This window comes from Marseilla massiliensis, from assembly GCF_023336985.1.
Classification (GTDB): domain Bacteria; phylum Bacteroidota; class Bacteroidia; order Bacteroidales; family Bacteroidaceae; genus Prevotella; species Prevotella intestinigallinarum.
In genome coordinates this window covers 68,759-86,345 of the sequence record NZ_JAMBLP010000002.1, presented here as the reverse complement: position 1 = coordinate 86,345, position 17,587 = coordinate 68,759, and the positions used below count along the sequence as shown (strand labels likewise).

The 17,587-nt window shown below is 60.7% G+C and carries 12 protein-coding genes; 8 read left to right on the top strand and 4 right to left on the bottom strand.

The window, feature by feature from the left end:
• Window positions 1–170: 170 nt before the first annotated feature.
• The 3 genes from M3089_RS01740 to M3089_RS01730 all read right to left on the bottom strand — a co-directional run bounded on the left by M3089_RS01740 (window position 171) and on the right by M3089_RS01730 (window position 5,069).
• Complete coding sequence (locus M3089_RS01740; protein ID WP_249081413.1) at window positions 171–1,823, bottom strand: hypothetical protein; 1,653 nt, start codon at window positions 1,821–1,823, stop codon at window positions 171–173.
• A 14-nt stretch (window positions 1,824–1,837) separates the two neighbouring features.
• Window positions 1,838–3,502 (bottom strand): Omp28-related outer membrane protein, encoded by a 1,665-nt coding sequence (locus M3089_RS01735; protein WP_249081412.1) that lies wholly within the window; start codon window positions 3,500–3,502, stop codon window positions 1,838–1,840.
• 142 nt (window positions 3,503–3,644) lie between these two features.
• Complete coding sequence (locus M3089_RS01730) at window positions 3,645–5,069, bottom strand: hypothetical protein (protein WP_249081411.1); 1,425 nt, start codon at window positions 5,067–5,069, stop codon at window positions 3,645–3,647.
• 686 nt (window positions 5,070–5,755) lie between these two features.
• Between M3089_RS01730 and metK the strand changes: the two genes are divergently transcribed.
• The 7 genes from metK to tyrS are packed head-to-tail and all read left to right on the top strand — an operon-like array spanning window position 5,756 to window position 12,852.
• Entirely contained in the window at window positions 5,756–7,048 is a 1,293-nt protein-coding gene (gene metK / locus M3089_RS01725; RefSeq protein WP_205107085.1) for a methionine adenosyltransferase, read from the top strand.
• A 2-nt stretch (window positions 7,049–7,050) separates the two neighbouring features.
• A complete protein-coding gene (locus M3089_RS01720; RefSeq protein WP_249081410.1) occupies window positions 7,051–8,070 on the top strand; it encodes a DUF4271 domain-containing protein in 1,020 nt (339 codons plus the stop codon).
• A gap of 7 nt (window positions 8,071–8,077) precedes the next feature.
• Window positions 8,078–8,827: a uroporphyrinogen-III synthase gene (locus M3089_RS01715; RefSeq protein ID WP_249081409.1), complete on the top strand. Its 750-nt coding sequence runs from the start codon at window positions 8,078–8,080 to the stop codon at window positions 8,825–8,827.
• A gap of 46 nt (window positions 8,828–8,873) precedes the next feature.
• A complete protein-coding gene (rnpA, locus tag M3089_RS01710; protein ID WP_249081408.1) occupies window positions 8,874–9,272 on the top strand; it encodes a ribonuclease P protein component in 399 nt (132 codons plus the stop codon).
• Window positions 9,269–9,523 carry a membrane protein insertion efficiency factor YidD gene (gene yidD, locus M3089_RS01705; RefSeq protein WP_205107092.1) on the top strand — a complete coding sequence of 85 codons (255 nt, stop codon included), beginning with the start codon at window positions 9,269–9,271 and terminating at the stop codon, window positions 9,521–9,523. The genes rnpA and yidD overlap by 4 nt, the downstream gene beginning before the upstream one ends.
• A 48-nt stretch (window positions 9,524–9,571) precedes the next feature.
• Window positions 9,572–11,557, top strand: a complete 1,986-nt coding sequence (locus M3089_RS01700) for a TlpA family protein disulfide reductase (protein ID WP_249081407.1) — start codon at window positions 9,572–9,574, stop codon at window positions 11,555–11,557.
• The gene (tyrS, locus tag M3089_RS01695) at window positions 11,554–12,852 is read left to right on the top strand and encodes a tyrosine--tRNA ligase (protein WP_249081406.1); all 1,299 of its coding nucleotides are present in this window, start codon (window positions 11,554–11,556) and stop codon (window positions 12,850–12,852) included. Before M3089_RS01700 ends, tyrS begins: the two co-directional genes overlap by 4 nt.
• Before the next feature lie 97 nt (window positions 12,853–12,949).
• Here tyrS and M3089_RS01690 read toward each other — a convergent pair whose 3' ends face one another.
• Entirely contained in the window at window positions 12,950–14,272 is a 1,323-nt protein-coding gene (locus tag M3089_RS01690; RefSeq protein WP_249081405.1) for a family 43 glycosylhydrolase, read from the bottom strand.
• 645 nt (window positions 14,273–14,917) lie between these two features.
• Between M3089_RS01690 and M3089_RS01685 the strand changes: the two genes are divergently transcribed.
• Window positions 14,918–17,302 (top strand): choice-of-anchor J domain-containing protein, encoded by a 2,385-nt coding sequence (locus M3089_RS01685; RefSeq protein ID WP_249081404.1) that lies wholly within the window; start codon window positions 14,918–14,920, stop codon window positions 17,300–17,302.
• Window positions 17,303–17,587: the final 285 nt, after the last annotated feature.

The following is a 17,587-nucleotide window of genomic DNA, read 5'->3' as shown; positions in this document are numbered from 1 at the left end:
AAGCAGCTTGCAAGACGTGCCGTTTGGCCTCGTTGAACGTGCCGTTTTGCATGCCAAAACGGCACGTCTTGCAAACCGTTGGTAGTCAGGTGGTTGGGCGGGGCGCGCCGGGAGGCGGCCCGGGGCCGCTGCCGGCGCGCCCCGCCAGAGGGATGCAGGCGTGTCGCCCCTTACTTCACTGCAATCTTGCGGGCCTTGCCCGTGGCCTTGTCTTTCACCACGTAGATGCCCTTGCCGAGTCCTTCGGCCTTGCCGGCCGGGGCCCCTGTCATGACAGTGCGGCCGTCGAGGGTGTATACGTCGACAGACCCGGGTGCCTTGTCGGTTTCGGTGCGGCTGATGCCGGCGGTTGTAGAGCCGAGCGTTCCGTCGGTGTTGACGCGCTGGGCGAAGAGCCCGTCGTGCATGCGGTCGGCCGACTCACGCTGGTCGAGCCACGTCAGTATCCAGTAAGAACCGTCGATGAGCTGCGACGATTGCAGGTCGCTCTTCTCGCTGGTCACCGTCGACACCTCGAGAGGCGACTGCCATGCGTTGTTGCCGTCGCAGTCCATGCGCCTTGCGTAGGTCTTGGTGTCGCCGCCGCTCTGGCTGTTGGTCTGGTAGAACACTGCCACGTCGGTGCCCCCGGCGCCCTGCACCGTGGCGTAGCCCACGGCCCTTTGCTGCTGCATGGCCACGATGTCCTTGCCCTCGGGGCCCCACATGAGTTCGCCGTCAGCGCTTATGCGCTGCATGTAGATGCCGCACAGGGCCTGGTAACTCTGGTTGTATTGGCGGTAGATGGCGTAAAGGCTTTGGTCGGCATCGCAGTAATACAGCTGCGGCACCTGCCTGGAGTAGCTGTCGGCGTAGCTTATCTTGAGCCCGTTGATGCCCCCGGGGAATGCCAGCGTGCCGTCGCGCTTGACGTAAGACACATAGTTTGAGAAAGAGCCCTCGTAGCTGCGGTCGTCGCTCCAGGCCACAAACGCCCCCTCGGGTGCCTTCACCACGTTGAGTATTGTGTGCAGGGGGATGTCGCTGGCGAACCCTCCCTGGTATACGGTCAGCGGCTCTGCCCACAGCGGGGTGCCGTCGAAGTCGTAGAGCTGGGCCTCGATGTACTGGCTGGAGCCGCGCGCATAGATGAGCATCACCTGGTTGTCGCCGGCGTCAACGATGTAGGGGTAGGCGTAAGACGTCCTTGAGTCTTGCAGCAGCACGGGCTCCTGCCATGCCTTCTGCCCGTCGGCCGTCAGCTTTTCCATGCGTATGTACATCGGGAATGAGTTGTCGTTGGTGAACACCGCGTAGGCGAAGACATAGCCGCCGTCGGACGTCTGCACCACCTTTAGCAGCGCCACGCTCTCGAACGCGGTGCCGTCGGCCAGGTCGGCGCTCCACAGCTGCTTGCCGTCGGGCCCTATCTTGTACACCGTATACCCGAGGTTTGTCGTTGTCGGTTCGGCGTTGCGGCAGTCGCTCGATATCAATATGCAGTTGCCGTCGTTGTCGGCATAGATGGTCTGGTTGACCATGGTGTAGCTCCGGTTGCGCGTGTGCCACAGCTCTTCGCCGTCGCCCGGCAGCACCTTGCGGCCGTCCTTGTCGAGCACTTGTATCACGCTTGCGATGTTGGTCTCGCCCTGTTGCTCATTGTCGCTGTCGGGAATGAGCGTCTTCGAGTACAGCACTCCGCTGGCGTTGACCACCGCTTCGTTGCCGTAGTTGCCCGTCGTTGGGTTCACTTGTGTGTTTGTCGCCGGGTCGGCCACATACTGTGCGTTTGCGGCGAGGCAGCAGATGGCTGCCACGGCCGTAGAAAGTAAAGTCTTTTTCATACTCATGGCTTTGGTTAATTGTTATTGTTTGCAGTCACCTTCGTGGCAGTGCGCGATGCGCAGTCATATATAATATATGTGCCCGTCGGCAGTTTCATGCTTGATTTGGGGCCCTTGTAGGCCACGGTGCCGTCTGTGCGGTAGGCTATTGCCTCGCCGTCGGCAGCCTTGTCGACGGCGTCATGTATGCCGCTGGCGGCCTTAGAGGTCACGAAAACGCTTCTCGTGCCGAAGTCGTCGATGGCATACGCCTGCTCGATGAGGCTGCCGTCGGCCGACCGTGTGGTGAAATAGCCGGCCGGACTGTATATGCCGTCGCCCCACGCGTCGGTCACCTCGAAGTAGTAAACCTTGCCCGCCTCGAGCTCGGCGCTTTCGCTTGTTTGCGTCACCTGGCCGTCGGGATATGGCCCGAACTCCTTGACAAGGTTGCCGTCGGCGTCTTTTATACAGAACGTATTCTCGCCGGCTTCGTTGTTTGTCTTAAGTTCCACGGTGACAGACGGCATTGCCTGCCGCGGCGAGGCAAACCGGCCGCTGAGCTGCGACGGCTCCACGCTCTCGCCGTTGAGCGTCTTCAGCGTTATCGAGTAAGAGTTCTGGCCGTTGTCGGCGGTGTCGTATTGCCGGCTGAGCTTTATCTCCTGCTGGCCGAAAGGCTCGATGCTGCCGTTCCATGTCACGGTGGCCACGCTGCCGTTGACGTCGATGTCGAAAGTGGCCTCGGTCAGTTCGCGGTCGCTCAGGTTCTTGACGGTGGCCTCAAAGAAGTTGCATCCCCAGTAGTTGCCTATCGGTATGCTCGGCTCCGACAGCCGCGCCGCCAGCGGCTTGCTGTAGTTTGCGTATTGAGGCCTGCACCCCGTGACGTTGGCCACGTCGCCCTTGCCGCATGTCACGAACGCCACCACCTTGATGTCTTCGGCCTTCACCTCCACGCCGTTGATGTCTTCGGGCAGCGTCAGGGTGTAGTCGCGCTCGAAGTATTGGCCCTGCTGCGGCGAGGCCAGCGTGTCGCCCCATATCGGGGTGACGTAGTCGCGCAGCACATGGCGGTGTGGATATTCGTCGCCCATGAGCCCGCCGTTTTGCGGCCCGGGTATGTCGTCCTGCGTCCAGACCACGTTCAGCTCCTGGTCGGCGGGCTGGTTGTCGGCCACGAAGAACCCTTCTACGTGAATGTCCAGCTTGCGCGATTGCCCGTCGAAGCTGGCCGAGGAGTAAAGGTTTACCGGGGCGGCCTCTGCCGTGGCAGCCTTTGTGAACAGTTTCCACGACGACCGTGAGCAGACGGGCGAGCCGCTGCCGTAGAAGTCGTGGCGGTTGACCATGCCGCTGGGGTATCCGTTTCTTTCGATTTCAAACTCGCTGATGAGTTGCGAGCCCTCGTCGGTGCGGAAGTCGGGCTCGTCGGGGGCAGGCGTGGCGAACATCCCGCCGTGCACGGCCACCACATACACGCGGTCGCAAGCCGTGGCCAGCTTCTCGGCTATGGCGTGCCCCTGCGGGCAGTAGCCGCAGTTGATGCCGGTAAATTCCTCGAGCAGCACCCCTCGGGGTTGCTCTTCGGTGCTGACGGTATGTCTTCCGGGCCCCGGCTGGGCCAGGGCGGTGGCGTTGCCCATGGCGGCCAGTGCCGCGGCAACAATCAGATGTGTTAACAGTTGTTTCGTCTCCATACCATTTCAAATATATAATTCTACAAAAACTATCAGTCTTTTGCAAAATTAATGGATTCCGGTTACACTTTAGCGGAGACGGCATGGACAAGACATGGACAGCTATGTTAAATACGTTAACACTGCCTTTGCCTGCTGATAATTATATGGTGTTGATGAAAGTTTCCAGAATCTGTCCGGCCTCGAGGCCCATTTTCTTGCGCAGTCTGTACCTCGACTTGTGCAGGCTGTCCATTGTTATGTTGAGAAGCTTGGATATCTCGCCCGAGGGCATGCCGAGCCTGATGAGGCAAATCAGCCTGATGTCGTTGCGCGATAGCTGCGGGTATAGCGTCTCGAGCTTCCTGATGAAGTCTTTGTCGGTCTCTTTGAGCACCCTGTCGAGCGGCCTCATCTTGTCGGCGTCGCCTCCCTGCTCAACCAGTTTTATGCCCATTACTATGTTTTCCTTCTGGGTGTGGTCGAGCATCCGGCCCTGCTGTTCCATCTTAAGCTGCAGCAGCTCGTTCTCGAGCCTCTCCCTCATGGCCGCCTCGTCGGCCCGTTGCTTTTCGAGTCGGGCCATTTCCTGCCTCGTCTTCAGCCGTTTGAGCGTGTAGATGAACGCCGCGGCCAGTATCAGGGCCACGAGTGCCAGCACAGACAGCGAGAGCAGGAATATTGTGCGGCTCTTGGCGCTTTGCTGCTTGAGCATGTCAATCTTGTGCTCTTCGCGCAGCATGGCCACGCGGTAGTGTATCTCGTTGCCCCTTATCTTCTCCCTCAGGCTGTCGTATGCCCTTTGGTGGGCTATGTAGCTGCCCAGGTCGTCGGCGGTGCTGTCTATCTTGGTCATCAGCCTCAGTGCCATGAGCTCGTTGTCGAACGAGCCGTAGCGCCTCGACACGCCTATGCTGGCCTCGAGGTAGCGCCGGGCGGAGTCGGCCTTGCCTTCGGCCATGAACAGGCGGCCGCGGCAGTAGTATGCCTCCGAGAGGTAGATGTCGCGCCTTACGGGCGCCATGCGCTTCAGGCTGTCGAGCATCAGCCTCGCGCTGTCGGTCTTGCCGCTCATTATGTAGAACTCGGCGAGGTTGGCCATGTCCATGTACATGTATGCCGCGTCGGCGGGATATTTCTCTTTTGAGAACTCGATGGCCCTGCGCGTGAACCGCTCTGCCGACGTGTAGTCGCGGTCGAAGAGCGACTTGTAGAATCCCATCAGCCTGAGATAGTACTGCGAACTGTAGTCCTTGTAGTTGGGCACGTCGCGGAATTCGACCGTTTTCAGCGTGCGGTACGCCTGGTCGCGCTGCCCTATCTGGTCGTAGAGCATGGCCATGTACACCGTTGCCTCGAAGAGCCCGTCGCTGTCGCCCTCGTGCTTGAATGCTGCGGCGGCCTGCTGCAGGCTCCCGAAGGCTTTCACCACGTCGTTGCGGTTGAAGTCGGCCATGCCTTTGGCCAGCAAGGCTTGCGCGCTTTGCTTTTGCCCGGCTTCTCCGCTGCAGTAATGCCAAGCCGTGACGCCGGCGCACAGGGCTGCGGCGACGACGGCAGACGCGACAATCAGTTTTTTCCTTGTCATATTCGGGGGTTGTGCTTTTTGCCGTGCAAATATATTAAATTAATGTCGAAAAAGGCTTGTTTGCTTACAAAAAAGTGGTTCCGGCGCCATATTGTCGCCCCTGTGGGGCTTGTGCGGCATGGCATCAGGCGCCGCGGATGGAGCTGTTGACTGACGTCGCGGCAGGGTGCCGCAATGCCGTGGCGGTGGCATGGCGGCGGCAACAAATGCTTACACGCCCCGTTGCGTTTCGGCCCCCGCGCCATAGCGCATTGCCAAACGGGCCGTATCGCCCGGCCGCAAGGGCCGTTCGGCAATGCGAAACGGGCTGTTCTGCGTTGCAATGCGGCCCGTTTTGCAAAGTGTTGGCATTCAGGCTGTTGGGCTGACGGGCCGGTGCTGTCATTTTGTTTTACACAAAAGCGTAGCCGTCTGCGCCGCCCCCGCAGGCATGCGTGCATAGCCCTGTCTGCCGGCGCCCATCCCCCGGGGCCGTCGGCCGGGCTGCCCGGGCCACGCGCCGCAGCCCGGCACAGTGGCGTTGGCTTAGGGCGGGTGGCCGGGCGGCGTCGGGGCAGCCGAAAGAAATGCGCCCATTTATTTTGTGTTTCGCCCAACTTGCCGTATCTTTGCATCGGATATGCAGCCGCGGCCGGCGCCGGGCTGCATCGCGATATATAAACAACCAACATTACACAATACAAATTATGTCATATTTCTTTTCATCAGAATCAGTGTCGGAGGGCCATCCCGACAAGGTGGCCGACCAGATATCAGACGCCATACTCGACCAGTTCCTGGCTTACGACCCCAAGGCCCACGTGGCCTGCGAGACCTTTGTCACCACCGGCCAGGTGGTGATAATGGGCGAGGTGCACAGCTCCGAGTACATAGACCTGCAGACTGTGGCGCGCAACACCATCAACCGCATAGGCTACACCAAGGCCGAATACCAGTTTGACGGCAACTCGTGCGGCATAATGACAGCCATCCACGAGCAGAGCAGCGACATAAACAGGGGCGTGAGCCGCAGCGACGAAGACGAGCAGGGGGCCGGCGACCAGGGCATGATGTTCGGTTACGCCACCAATGAGACCGAGAATTACATGCCGGTGTCGCTCGACCTGGCCCACCTCATCGTGCGCACGCTGGCCGACATACGCAAGGAAGGCCGGCAGATGACCTACCTGCGCCCCGACGCCAAGAGCCAGGTGACGGTGCAATACAGCGACGAGGGCGTGCCCGAGCGCATCGACACCATTGTCGTGTCGACGCAGCACGACGACTTCGTCGCCCCGGCCGACGCCAGCGAGGAGGCGCAGCTGGAGGCCGACAGGCAGATGCTGGCCTCGATACGGCGCGACGTCAAGGAGGTGCTCATGCCCAGGGTGAAGGCGCAGATAAGCTCGCCCAAGGTGCTGGCGCTCTTCGGCGACGACATAACATACCATGTCAACCCCACCGGGAAGTTTGTCATCGGAGGGCCGCACGGCGACACCGGGCTCACGGGGCGGAAGATTATCGTCGACACTTACGGCGGCAAGGGCGCACACGGCGGCGGGGCCTTCAGCGGCAAGGACTCGAGCAAGGTTGACCGCTCGGCAGCCTACGCCGCGCGCCACATCGCAAAGAACATGGTGGCGGCGGGCGTGGCCGACGAGATGCTCGTGCAGGTGAGCTACGCCATAGGCCGGGCCGAGCCAATGAACATATACGTCAACACCTACGGGCGGAGCCACGTGGCCATGAAAGACAGCGAGATTGCCGCCAAGATATCAACGCTCTTCGACCTGCGCCCGAGGGCCATCGAGCGCTCGCTCAAGCTCCGCCAGCCCATGTACAGCGAGACGGCGGCCTACGGCCACATGGGCCGCAAGCCCGAAACCGTGGTGAAGCGGTTTACAAGCCACTACCATGAGGACAAGGAAATGGAAGTGGAGCTGTTCACGTGGGAGAAGCTCGACTGCGTTGAAGACATCAAGAGGGCGTTCGGACTCTGACAATGCGCCACACCGACACCATAGCACCACAGCCTGCCGCTCCGGTTGCCGACACGGCGCCACGCGCGGCAGGCCATGAGCTGAAGCCCTATGAGGTGCTGCGCGCGCTGCCCGAGGGGGCCACGCCGGCCCAGCAGGACTCGGCCATACAGGCCGTGTTCCATCCCAAGCCCGTGCGGTACAGCTCGCGGCCCGACACGCTGCACCTGCCGGGACACGGCCCGGGGAAGAGCCTTGACGACGTGAGCCTGCCCGAATGTTACCGCGAGGGCTTCTTCGCACGCGACACGCTGTTCCACCCCGAGCTCGACGGAGGGAGGTATGGGGTGGCCGGCGACCCGGTGCCGCAGACCATGCGCGCCGACAACGTGGTCACGCTCGTGCTCCTGGCGTGCTTCATCATTGCCATGACCGCCATATCCCGCTCCCGCAGGTTCATAGCAAGGCAGGCCAAAAGCTTCTTCTACGCGCCACGGGGCGAGGAAACCAGCATCACCGAGACATCGGGCGAGGTGCGCTTCCAGGCATTCCTCGTGCTGCAGACATGCCTGCTCTTCTCGCTGCTGCAGTATTCATACACGCTCAACTACATCGGCACAACGTTCGTGCTCGACTCGCCATACCAGCTCATGGCCATCTACCTGGCCTACTTCGTGGCCTATTTCATGCTGCGCGGACTGCTCTACACAGCTGTCAACACCACCTTCTTCGGGTGGCGGCGAAACCTGCTTTGGCTTAAGTCCCTGCTCTTCGTGACATCCGTCGAAGGGGTGCTGCTGCTTCCTGTCGTGCTGCTCATGGTTTACTTCGACCTGTCTCCGCATGGAGTGGCGTACAGCGTGCTCTTTATATTGATTATCGTTAAAATACTGACGTTTTATAAGTGTTACATCATCTTTTTCAGAGGGCTTAACGGTTTTCTGCAAATAATTTTGTACTTTTGTGCCCTCGAAACAGCACCACTGGCAACCTTATGGGGCGCTTTGGTAATAACAGGTAATTATTTGAAAATAAATTTTTAGCTCACCAATGATTAAGAAGATTTTGGTTTCGCAGCCCAAGCCGAGCAGTGAGAAGTCGCCTTACTTTGACATTGCTTCCCGTTTCGGGGTGGAACTGGTGTTCCGCCCGTTCATCAAGGTAGAAGGATTGACGCCAAGAGAATTCCGTCAGCAGAAAATAAGTATCTTGGACTACACCGCAATAGTGTTCACCTCGCGCCATGCCATAGACAACTTCTTCACGCTGGCTAAGGAAATGAGGGTCGCAATACCTGAAGACATGAAGTATTTCTGCGTTACCGAGACCATAGCCCTGTACATACAGAAGTATGTCCAGTACCGCAAGCGCAAAGTGTTCTTTGGAAACACGGGCAAGATAGACGACCTTTTGCCCACCATGGTCAAGCACAAGGGCGAGCGATACCTCGTCCCCATGAGCGACGTACACAACGACAGCGTGGCCAACCTGCTCGACTCGAAGAAGCTGACCCACAAAGAGTGCGTGATGTACCGAACCGTGAGCAACGACTTCACAAAGGAGGAGGTCGAGACGTTCGACTACGACATGCTCATATTCTTCAGTCCGTCGGGGGTCGACTCGCTCATAAAGAACTTCCCGGACTTCAACCAGGGCGACATCGCGATAGCCACGTTCGGGCCCACCACGGCCAAGGCCGTAAAGGATGCCGGGCTGCGCCTCGACCTCGAAGCACCCTCAGAGAAGTACCCTTCGATGACGGGAGCACTGCAGCACTACCTGCTCGAGAAGCAGGGATGACCCCAGCCGGATGCCTGCAGGCAGCCGGTGACAATATAAAAATGTTATGCCTGACCCATCAAGCCACACGTTCAGCAAGCAAGAGCGCATGACCAGCCGCAAGCTTATGGAGCAGCTCTTCGCCGGAGGCCATCGTTCCATGGCGGCCTTCCCGGTGCGTGCGGTCTTCATGGAAATGCCCGCTGACAGCAAGATGGCGCCAGTTCAGGTGCTCGTGAGCGTCTCGAAGCGGCATTTCAAGCGTGCCGTGAAGCGCAACAGGGCCAAGCGCCAGGTGCGCGAGGCGTTCAGGCAGAACAAGCACATCATCTGTGACGCCTTGCGGGAAAGGCCCGGCACCGCCCTTGCCATCGCTTTCCTATGGCTGTCGGACTCGCTCCATGACAGCCGTACCGTCGATGCGAGCGTGGCCTCTCTGCTGCGCCGTATGGCCGAGAAGCTATGAAGGCCACACCAGACCATCCTCTAAGGCTGCTGGCCGGGCTCGTGGGGAAGCTCCTTTGCCTCCCCATCGTGTTCTACCAGCGCTGCATCTCGCCCTTTACGCCGCCAAGTTGCCGCTTCACACCTACGTGCTCGGAGTATGCCAGGCAGGCCATCATCAAGCACGGGCCGCTCCGTGGCACGTGGCTGGCCCTGCGCCGCATCCTGCGTTGCCACCCGTGGGGAGGCAGCGGCTACGACCCCGTGCCGTGAAATGCCGCCGCCCGGTTTCGCATTCAAACGTCTTAAAACCCAAAAATTATGCTTAGGAAACTTGTTTTTTTCGCGTTTTTGGCCGTCGCCGCAGCCTGCATGGCAGGCAAGAGGGTGGTGGCCGCGCCGCAGTTTGCCGTGAGCACGAATCCGAATTTTGTTGTTGAGGGCGTTGAACTGGGCGACACCGCCACGTTGTTGCATTGCGCTTTGCATCTTCCGGCTGGGTTCCGTTACAGTATCGACGCCGGCAGCAGCCTGAAGGTTGGCGCTGAGCGGTTGGCTCTGAGGCGCGCGGAAGGCATCACCCCGGGGCGCAATGTACGCATGGACACAGCCAAGTGCAGCCGCTTTACGCTCGTTTTCCCACCCGTGGCGGCCGATGCCGAGACCGTGGATTTCATTGAAGGCGAGTCGGAAGGGGATTTCCAAGTGTTCGGGATAAGCCTTGCCGAAGGCCGCAAGCCCCACTATGAGGGCATGCCCGAGTCCGTTAGGACAGCTGCGTTGAGCCCCGCCGATGCCGGCGGCGGCCTTCCTGTGCCTCAATGGAAGTATGGCAAGGCCACCATACGCGGCCGCCTGTACGGCTACCGCCCCGAGATGAATACAAAAATCAATCTGTTTCCCGGTCTGGCCATCGACCCAAGACGCGACAACTTGATTGAGACAGCGGTGGCACCCGACGGCACTTTCTGCATCGAAGTGCCTATGTATGCAACGTGCCAGACCGTAGCGTTGCGCCTGAACGGCATCGGTTGCGATGTCGTGGTGCGCCAGGGAGGCACCTGCGAGGTGTATGCCGACCTCGTGGAAGGCAGCCACAGCGTTTCGCCCGAGGACTGGGCTGCCACCGGCCAGGGCCGCCTCTGCGGTTTGAATCGCCTTTATTTCGCCGGCGACATGGCCGGTGTAAACAACCGGCTGGCCGATCCCGCTATGCGTAAGCTCATGGATTCATGCGATTTCCGTGTGGCAAAAGATAACCGTCCGGCCGATGGCGCGCTGTACTCTCCGCAGGACTATTGCGCAAAGGTGATGCAGTGGCACGCCGACAACCTCAAGGCGGCCGACTCCATCTGCCCGTCACGCTCGGCGAGAGAGGTGATGCGGGCTGTCCAGACATACCATACCGTGTACTCGCTGATGTGGCGGGAAGGCTTCGTCGAGGCCGATGCCGAAGGCCGGACGCTCTTCGACAGCTCCATCTTCGACGCCTACCGGCAGCTTGGCATAAACGACATGATGATGGCATACAGCGGCAGTTTCGACACCATGGCCAACTGTTTTCAATACATTCTCAACGGCGACACGGCCTACTTCAACAAGGTGAGCGGTATATACCGCTCCGCCTCGCCCACTGCCGTCGACTTTGCAATGCAGGCGGTGCGGACCTTCGACCGCGAATACCGTGCCGGCGTGTTCGGCTGGACCGACGGCCCGCTGTTCGACTTGATGCTCTCCGTCGACTTCTCCGAACGCATGAACCGGCAGACTCCGTTTGCCGACGAGCAGTTGAAGCTGCTCGCCAGCCAGCCCAACGCCGCCATACGGGATTACTACCTGGCTCGCAACGAGGAGCTGAAAGCAGCGCTCGCCGCCCGCAAGGGCAACGGGACATACACCATGCACGCCGCTCCCGCAGGCAGCGGGGATGAGGCTTTGGCCGCCATAGCCGCCGAATACGCGGGCCGGGCGGTGCTCGTCGACTTTTGGGGAACGTGGTGCTTGCCGTGCCGAAGCGCAATTAAGCGCTTCGAGGAAGGCAAGGCCCGGTTGATGGAGCAGGGCGTGGCGTTTGTATATATCACCGACGACAAGTCGCCGGAAGACGAGTGGGGCAACATGGCCAGCGGCATTCCGGGCCACCACTACCGCCTCACCGGCGCCCAGACGGCCAACCTGTATGAGAGATACAAGCTCTCCGGCTGGCCCTCTTACCTAATACTCGACAAAGATGGCGAGTGCGTTTACAGCCGGACAGGCTTCCGCGAGAACGAGATAACAAACAAATTAAAATCAATTATACAATGACAAAGAACTTTGTAGAAGAACTGAGATGGCGCGGAATGCTCGCGCAGATAATGCCGGGAACGGAAGAACAGCTCCAGAAAGAGATGACAACCGCCTATCTCGGCACCGACCCCACGGCCGACTCGCTGCACATAGGCCACCTCTGCGGCATCATGATGCTGCGCCACCTGCAGCGTTGCGGCCACAAGCCCATCATACTTGTGGGCGGCGCAACGGGCATGATAGGCGACCCCTCGGGCAAGAGCCAGGAGCGCAACCTGCTCGACGACCAGACGCTATACCACAACCAAGAGTGCATAAAGGCCCAGGTGGCCAAGTTCCTCGACTTCGATACCAACGAGCCAAACAGCGCTGAGATGGTGAACAACTACGACTGGATGAAAGACTTCACCTTCCTCGACTTTGCGCGCGAGGTGGGCAAGCACATCACCGTCAACTACATGATGGCCAAGGAGAGCGTGCAGCAGCGGCTGAACGGCACCGCCCGCGACGGACTATCGTTCACCGAGTTCACCTACCAGCTGCTCCAGGGCTACGACTTCCTGTATCTCTACCAGCACAAGGGCTGCAAGCTGCAGCTCGGAGGCAACGACCAGTGGGGCAACATGACCACCGGCACCGAACTGATACGCCGCACACTGGGCAACGAGGTAGAGACTTTCGCCCTCACATGCCCCCTGATCACCAAGGCCGACGGCAAGAAGTTCGGCAAGACCGAGACCGGAAACATCTGGCTCGACCCCAAGCGCACGTCGCCGTATAAGTTCTATCAGTTCTGGCTCAACGTCAGCGACGACGACGCCGAGCGCTACATCAAGATATTCACCAGCCTCGACCGCGAGACCATCGAGGCCCTGGTCGAGGAGCACCGCCAGGATCCGGGCCGCCGCACGCTGCAGCGCCGCCTGGCCGAAGAGGTGACGGTGATGGTGCATTCGCGCGAGGCGTTCGACGCGGCGATAGAGGCCAGCAACATACTCTTTGGCAAATCGACCAAGGACAGCCTGCTGAAGCTCGACGAGCAGACGCTGCTCGACATCTTCGAGGGCGTGCCGCAGTTTGACGTTGCGGCCGACCAGCTGGGCCAGCCCGCCGTAGAGCTCTTCACGCAGGCCGCCCCGGTGTTTGCCAGCAAGGGCGAGATGCGCAAGCTCGTGCAGGGCGGCGGCGTGTCGCTCAACAAGGAGAAGCTGTCTGAGTTCGACCGCCCTGTCACGGCCGACGACCTCATCGACGGCAAGTACCTGCTTGTGCAGCGCGGCAAGAAGAACTATTACCTCATCACGGTGAGGTGACACCATGGGCCGACGAGGCCGTTTCTGAAAATGCGCGCGGGCTCCGCCATCGGATGCCCGCGCGCATTGTTTTTTGCCGCGTTGGCCGTGGGGCGGCTCAGTCTATCACCACCACGTCGTCGATGCGCACGAATGTGCCCCGGCTGCCGTATACGGTCTTCGACTTGTCTGTCCAGTTCGGCCTGAAGCCCGTCACCGTCACGGTCAGCGTGTAGCGCCCCTCGGGCAGCCGCCGGCTCACGAAGCGCAGCCCTGTCGACGCTTTCTTGGCGTAGAAGTCTACCGTCTGGCTCTGCACGGTGCGCCCTTGCCCGTCGGTCACTCTCACCAGGGCGTATCCGCAGTCGGGGCCCAGCGTGCCCTTGAGGCCCACGCGGCAGCCGCTGAAGGCCACCGACATGGTGTCGCCCACGGCGTCCGAGGCCCACCGGCGGCCCACAGGGCGCATGCCGATGTCGGCCTGCCGGCCTGTCTGCGGGTCCCATGCCTGCCACAGCTCGGGTATCGACATGCGCCCGTTTTCCATGGTTATGGGCATCCAGACGTATGTGGCAGCCGAGTGCTGCTTTGGAAACGACCACCTGTCGCCCATGAACATGGGCACCTGCCGGCCCTCTATCGTCAGCGGCAGTACGTAGGTTGTCTGCGAGTTGTGGGTCAGAGAGCCCTCGGGGCAGAACGGGCCTTGCATCTGCCACGGCCCCGATAGCGACTTCGACGTGTGGTACATGTTGTCGTTGCGCTCCCAGCTCGTGGTGTGCGACGACAGCCAGTAGTAAGTGCCGTCGTGCTTGAACATGGCCGGCGACTCGCCCGCGCCCTTCACACCCGCCGTGAGGCACGAGTCTGCCGAGTGGAAGTCGGGCGCCAGCCGGTATATGTATCCGTGGTGCACGAGCAGGTAAGCCTGTCCGTCGTCGTCGACAAACGCGCCTATGTCCCACTTCCTTATCGGCTTGCCCTTGTATAGCAGCGGCCCGCGGAAGGTGTATTCGCCGTTTATGCTGTCGCTTGTGGCATAGGCCACGCACGGGTCTTTGTAGCGCAAGTCGTCAGAGTGCATCAGCATCACATACTCTCCTGTCTGCGGGCAGCGCATCACCTTGGGCCTCTCGCCCACGCGGCCGGGCCCCAGCCTGCCGCCGGCCTGCGTCTTGAGGGCTATGCGCTCGAACTTCCAGTCGACGAGGTTGGCCGACGAATAGCAGCTGAACCCGGTGAAAGTGTTGGCGCTGTCGGTCTTGTTTTCGCCGAACATGTAGTAGCGTCCGCCGTCGGCCACAATGTTGGCCCCGTGGGCGCTCACCACGCTGTCGCGGTCGTCGTACCATGGTACACCGTTTATTATGGCCCCGGCCCCGGCCTGTGCCGCGGCCGCCAGGGGCAGCATCGTCGCTGCCGCGATTGTAGCAAGTTTCATTTTCATAGTTTGTCGTGTCGTAGGTTTGGTGGCGCAAAGTTACGGTTTTTTGGCCTCACGGCCAAGCCTTCGGCCCGAAAAGTGGCCTTGCCGGCGGTGGCGTGCCTGCCGGGTGCCCTTTGCTCGCCTGCGGCGCGCCACAGTCTGCATCGTCTTTTCCTCCGTAGCTCATGTCGGCGGCATGTCGGCTATTTTCGCATCTCGCGCCGCCTGCGCAACACGTTGGCCCACAGCTGCTTGCGGCGCGGGCCCCGCGGCGCTCCGAAACGGGCCGAATTGCAGCGTAAAACGGCCTCTCCGGGGCGGCCAAACGGGCCGTTTAGCCCGGCCGTACGGTCAGGCCGTTGTGCCTGTAAATATTGTTTACCGCCGTGCCGCCGCTGCCGCCAGCCTGCCGGCCGGTTGGCGTGCCGCCCGCGGATGCCGTGCCTCTGTCTGCGGCGAATGCTTTGCAGACGGCATAAGGCATTTGTTCAAAGGTAAAATGAAGTTAAAATTATTAGTCTAATTCACCTATTTATAGATTATTTTCATACATTTGCATAATATGATGTGCTCCTGGACAGTCTGTCGGATGTAATGGGTTCTGGTCCGTCGGCGTTCTTGGGCATTGTTGTTTCACAGCAGAACCCGCTGCGCTTTTCTATGAAGAAAACATTTACTTTAGCGTTGCTGCTGATCATGTCGGCCGTTCCTTCGCTTGCCGACGCGTTGTTTTCCACATCCTTTGCCACGGCAGACGACTTCAGCCGGTGGACGCTTGTCAATGCAAACAATGACGATGGCAAGTGGACTTTCGACGAAGAGGGCACCCCTTCGAAGGTTTACTACTCCTACGACTACTTCAACAGTGGCGACGACTGGCTCATCTCGCCCGAGATAACGCCTGACGCCGGTGGCACGCTCATCGTGCGTTACTCCTTCTACGGCAGCAGTTACGGCGAGAGCATGGAGGTTTATTCGGGCACGGGCACCACTCCCGAGTCAATGACCAGGCTCGAGGCAGCCTATCCTTCCATACCGGCTTCCATGCAGACGGGCTACTTCCTCGTCGACGCCACCCCCGGCCAGGCCTTCCGCGTGGGCTTCAGGGCCACGTCGACGGCCTATCTGTTCAGGCTCTACCTGTGCTCGGTCGAGGTCGAGACGGTTGAAAACCCGGTCGACCTGGCCATCGGCGAGGTAAAGAGCCCGGTCACGGGCAGCTCTCTGGGCGACGAGACGGTGACGGTGAGCGTTGAGAACCGTGGCCGTGCCGACGCCTCGGGCTTCAGCCTTTCGTTTGCCGTCGACGGACAGACCGTGGCCACCGAGGCCGTAGGCGCCACGCTCAAGGCCGGCGAGTCGATGGACTATACCTTCTCGGCCAAGGCCGACCTGTCGGTGCCGCGCCACGACTATGACATCAAGGTGTGGTCGACGCTCGACTCAGACATTGACCACGGCAACGACACTTGCCTGGTACGGGTGCGCCACCGCGCTCCGGCCACGGTGCCATACTACATGGGCTTCGAGCCCGATGAGTACACCGACGAGATTCGTATCTTCAACCTCAACAGCGACGGAGGCACGTGGGGCATCGAGGTCGGTGGCGGATGGATAAGCATGGCGCGCACCGGCGACGGATGGCTGGGCTACAACTACGACCGCGACAACGCCGGCGACGACTGGGCTATACTCGAGCCCATATCGATAGACGAGCCCGGCTACTACGCCCTTCACTACTGGTACTCGGGCGACGACTCTTACACTGAGAGCTTTGCGGTGTATTATGGCAACGACTCCACGCCGCAGGCAATGGCCCACAAGCTCGCCGACTTCCCCGAGGTGAAGCAGGGCGCCTACCAGGAAGCTGTCAACATACTGCACATAACAGAGCCGCAGGACATCTGCATAGGCTTCCATTGCTACAGCCCGAAGAACCAAAACTGGATTACTATCGACGATGTGTCGCTCGTGAAGGTTGAGGACACCGCCGCCGACTTGTCTGTCGACGGCATCAGCAACCCCGTGGGCGTGGTGCGTGCCGAGGCCGACGGCAGGGTGGAATTCAGCGTTAGCAACAACGGCATCACCGACATGGTGGGCCGCATAGCCGCCACGGTAGACGGGGTGGCAGTGAAAGACACCACCGTAAGCCTGGCAGCCAACCAGCAAAAGACCATCACCATGGCCGGAGTCACCGAGACCCTGGCTGCCGGCAACCACCGGCTGGAGGTGAGTGTGGCTGCCGATGGCGATGCCGACGCCACCAACAACGCCGCCACGCTCGACTTTGTGGTGCTCGGCAAGCCTGTCATGCTGTGGGACTTCGAGAGCGGCAGCCTGCCTTCCGACCTGCGCATGAGGGTTGAAGACGGCGGCACGGTGAGCCCCGATGCTGGCAGCGAGTTTACGCCCGAGGGCTGGGGCCTGTTCAACATTGCCGAGAACGAGTATCACGGCGAGTATGTGCTCGCGCTCACCTCGTGGCTCGAGGGCACCGACAGGGCCGACCGCTGGCTCGTGCTGCCCACTGTCCACGTGGCCGGCGATGGCGCTTACCTTGTTTGGTCGGCCAGTTCTTACAACGAGGCTTACCCCGAAAGCTATGAGGTGATGGCCTCGACGGCAGGCGAGAGCGTGGCCGACTATGTGTCGGCCTACAGCGTCGAGGGCGAGTCGGCATACATGACGGAGCGCTACCTGAATCTTTCCGGCTATGCCGGGCAAGACCTCAGCCTGGCCTTCCGCCTTGTCACGGCCAACGGCGACGCGCTGACCATGGACAACATCGGACTGTATGGCGGAGTCACCGCGTCGGGCATAGGCTCCGTAGACAATGGCCTGACGGGCATCGTGGTGGGCGACGGCTCGCTGCGGGCCGCCGACGGCACGCTGTCGGTGACCCTGGCCGACATGGGCGGGCGCACCGTGCGCACGGCATGGGGCTGCACCATGAGCCTTGCCGGGCTGCAGCCCGGTGTGTATGTGGCCACGGTGAAGGCCGCCGACGGCTCTGTCGCCACATACAAGTTTGCCGTCAAGTGACACAGCGGCTGCACGCCAAGCGCCGCTTTCATGCCGTGCCGCCCGGGCTCCAAGGCCCGGGCGGCATTTTGTTTTCGGTATTCCCGGCGCTGCCAGGGCCGCGGCGGCAGCCATGTTTGGTGTAAAATGTTTTCGCGCCTCGCCCCTATAGCCTTATGCCCTGTGCCACAGCCACTTGCCGACGTGGCCCCGCGGTACTGCAATATGGGTCGTTTTGCAGTGTAAAACGGCCTGTTCGGGGCGGCCAAACGGGCCGTCTTGCGCCACGGAACGGCCTTGCCTATG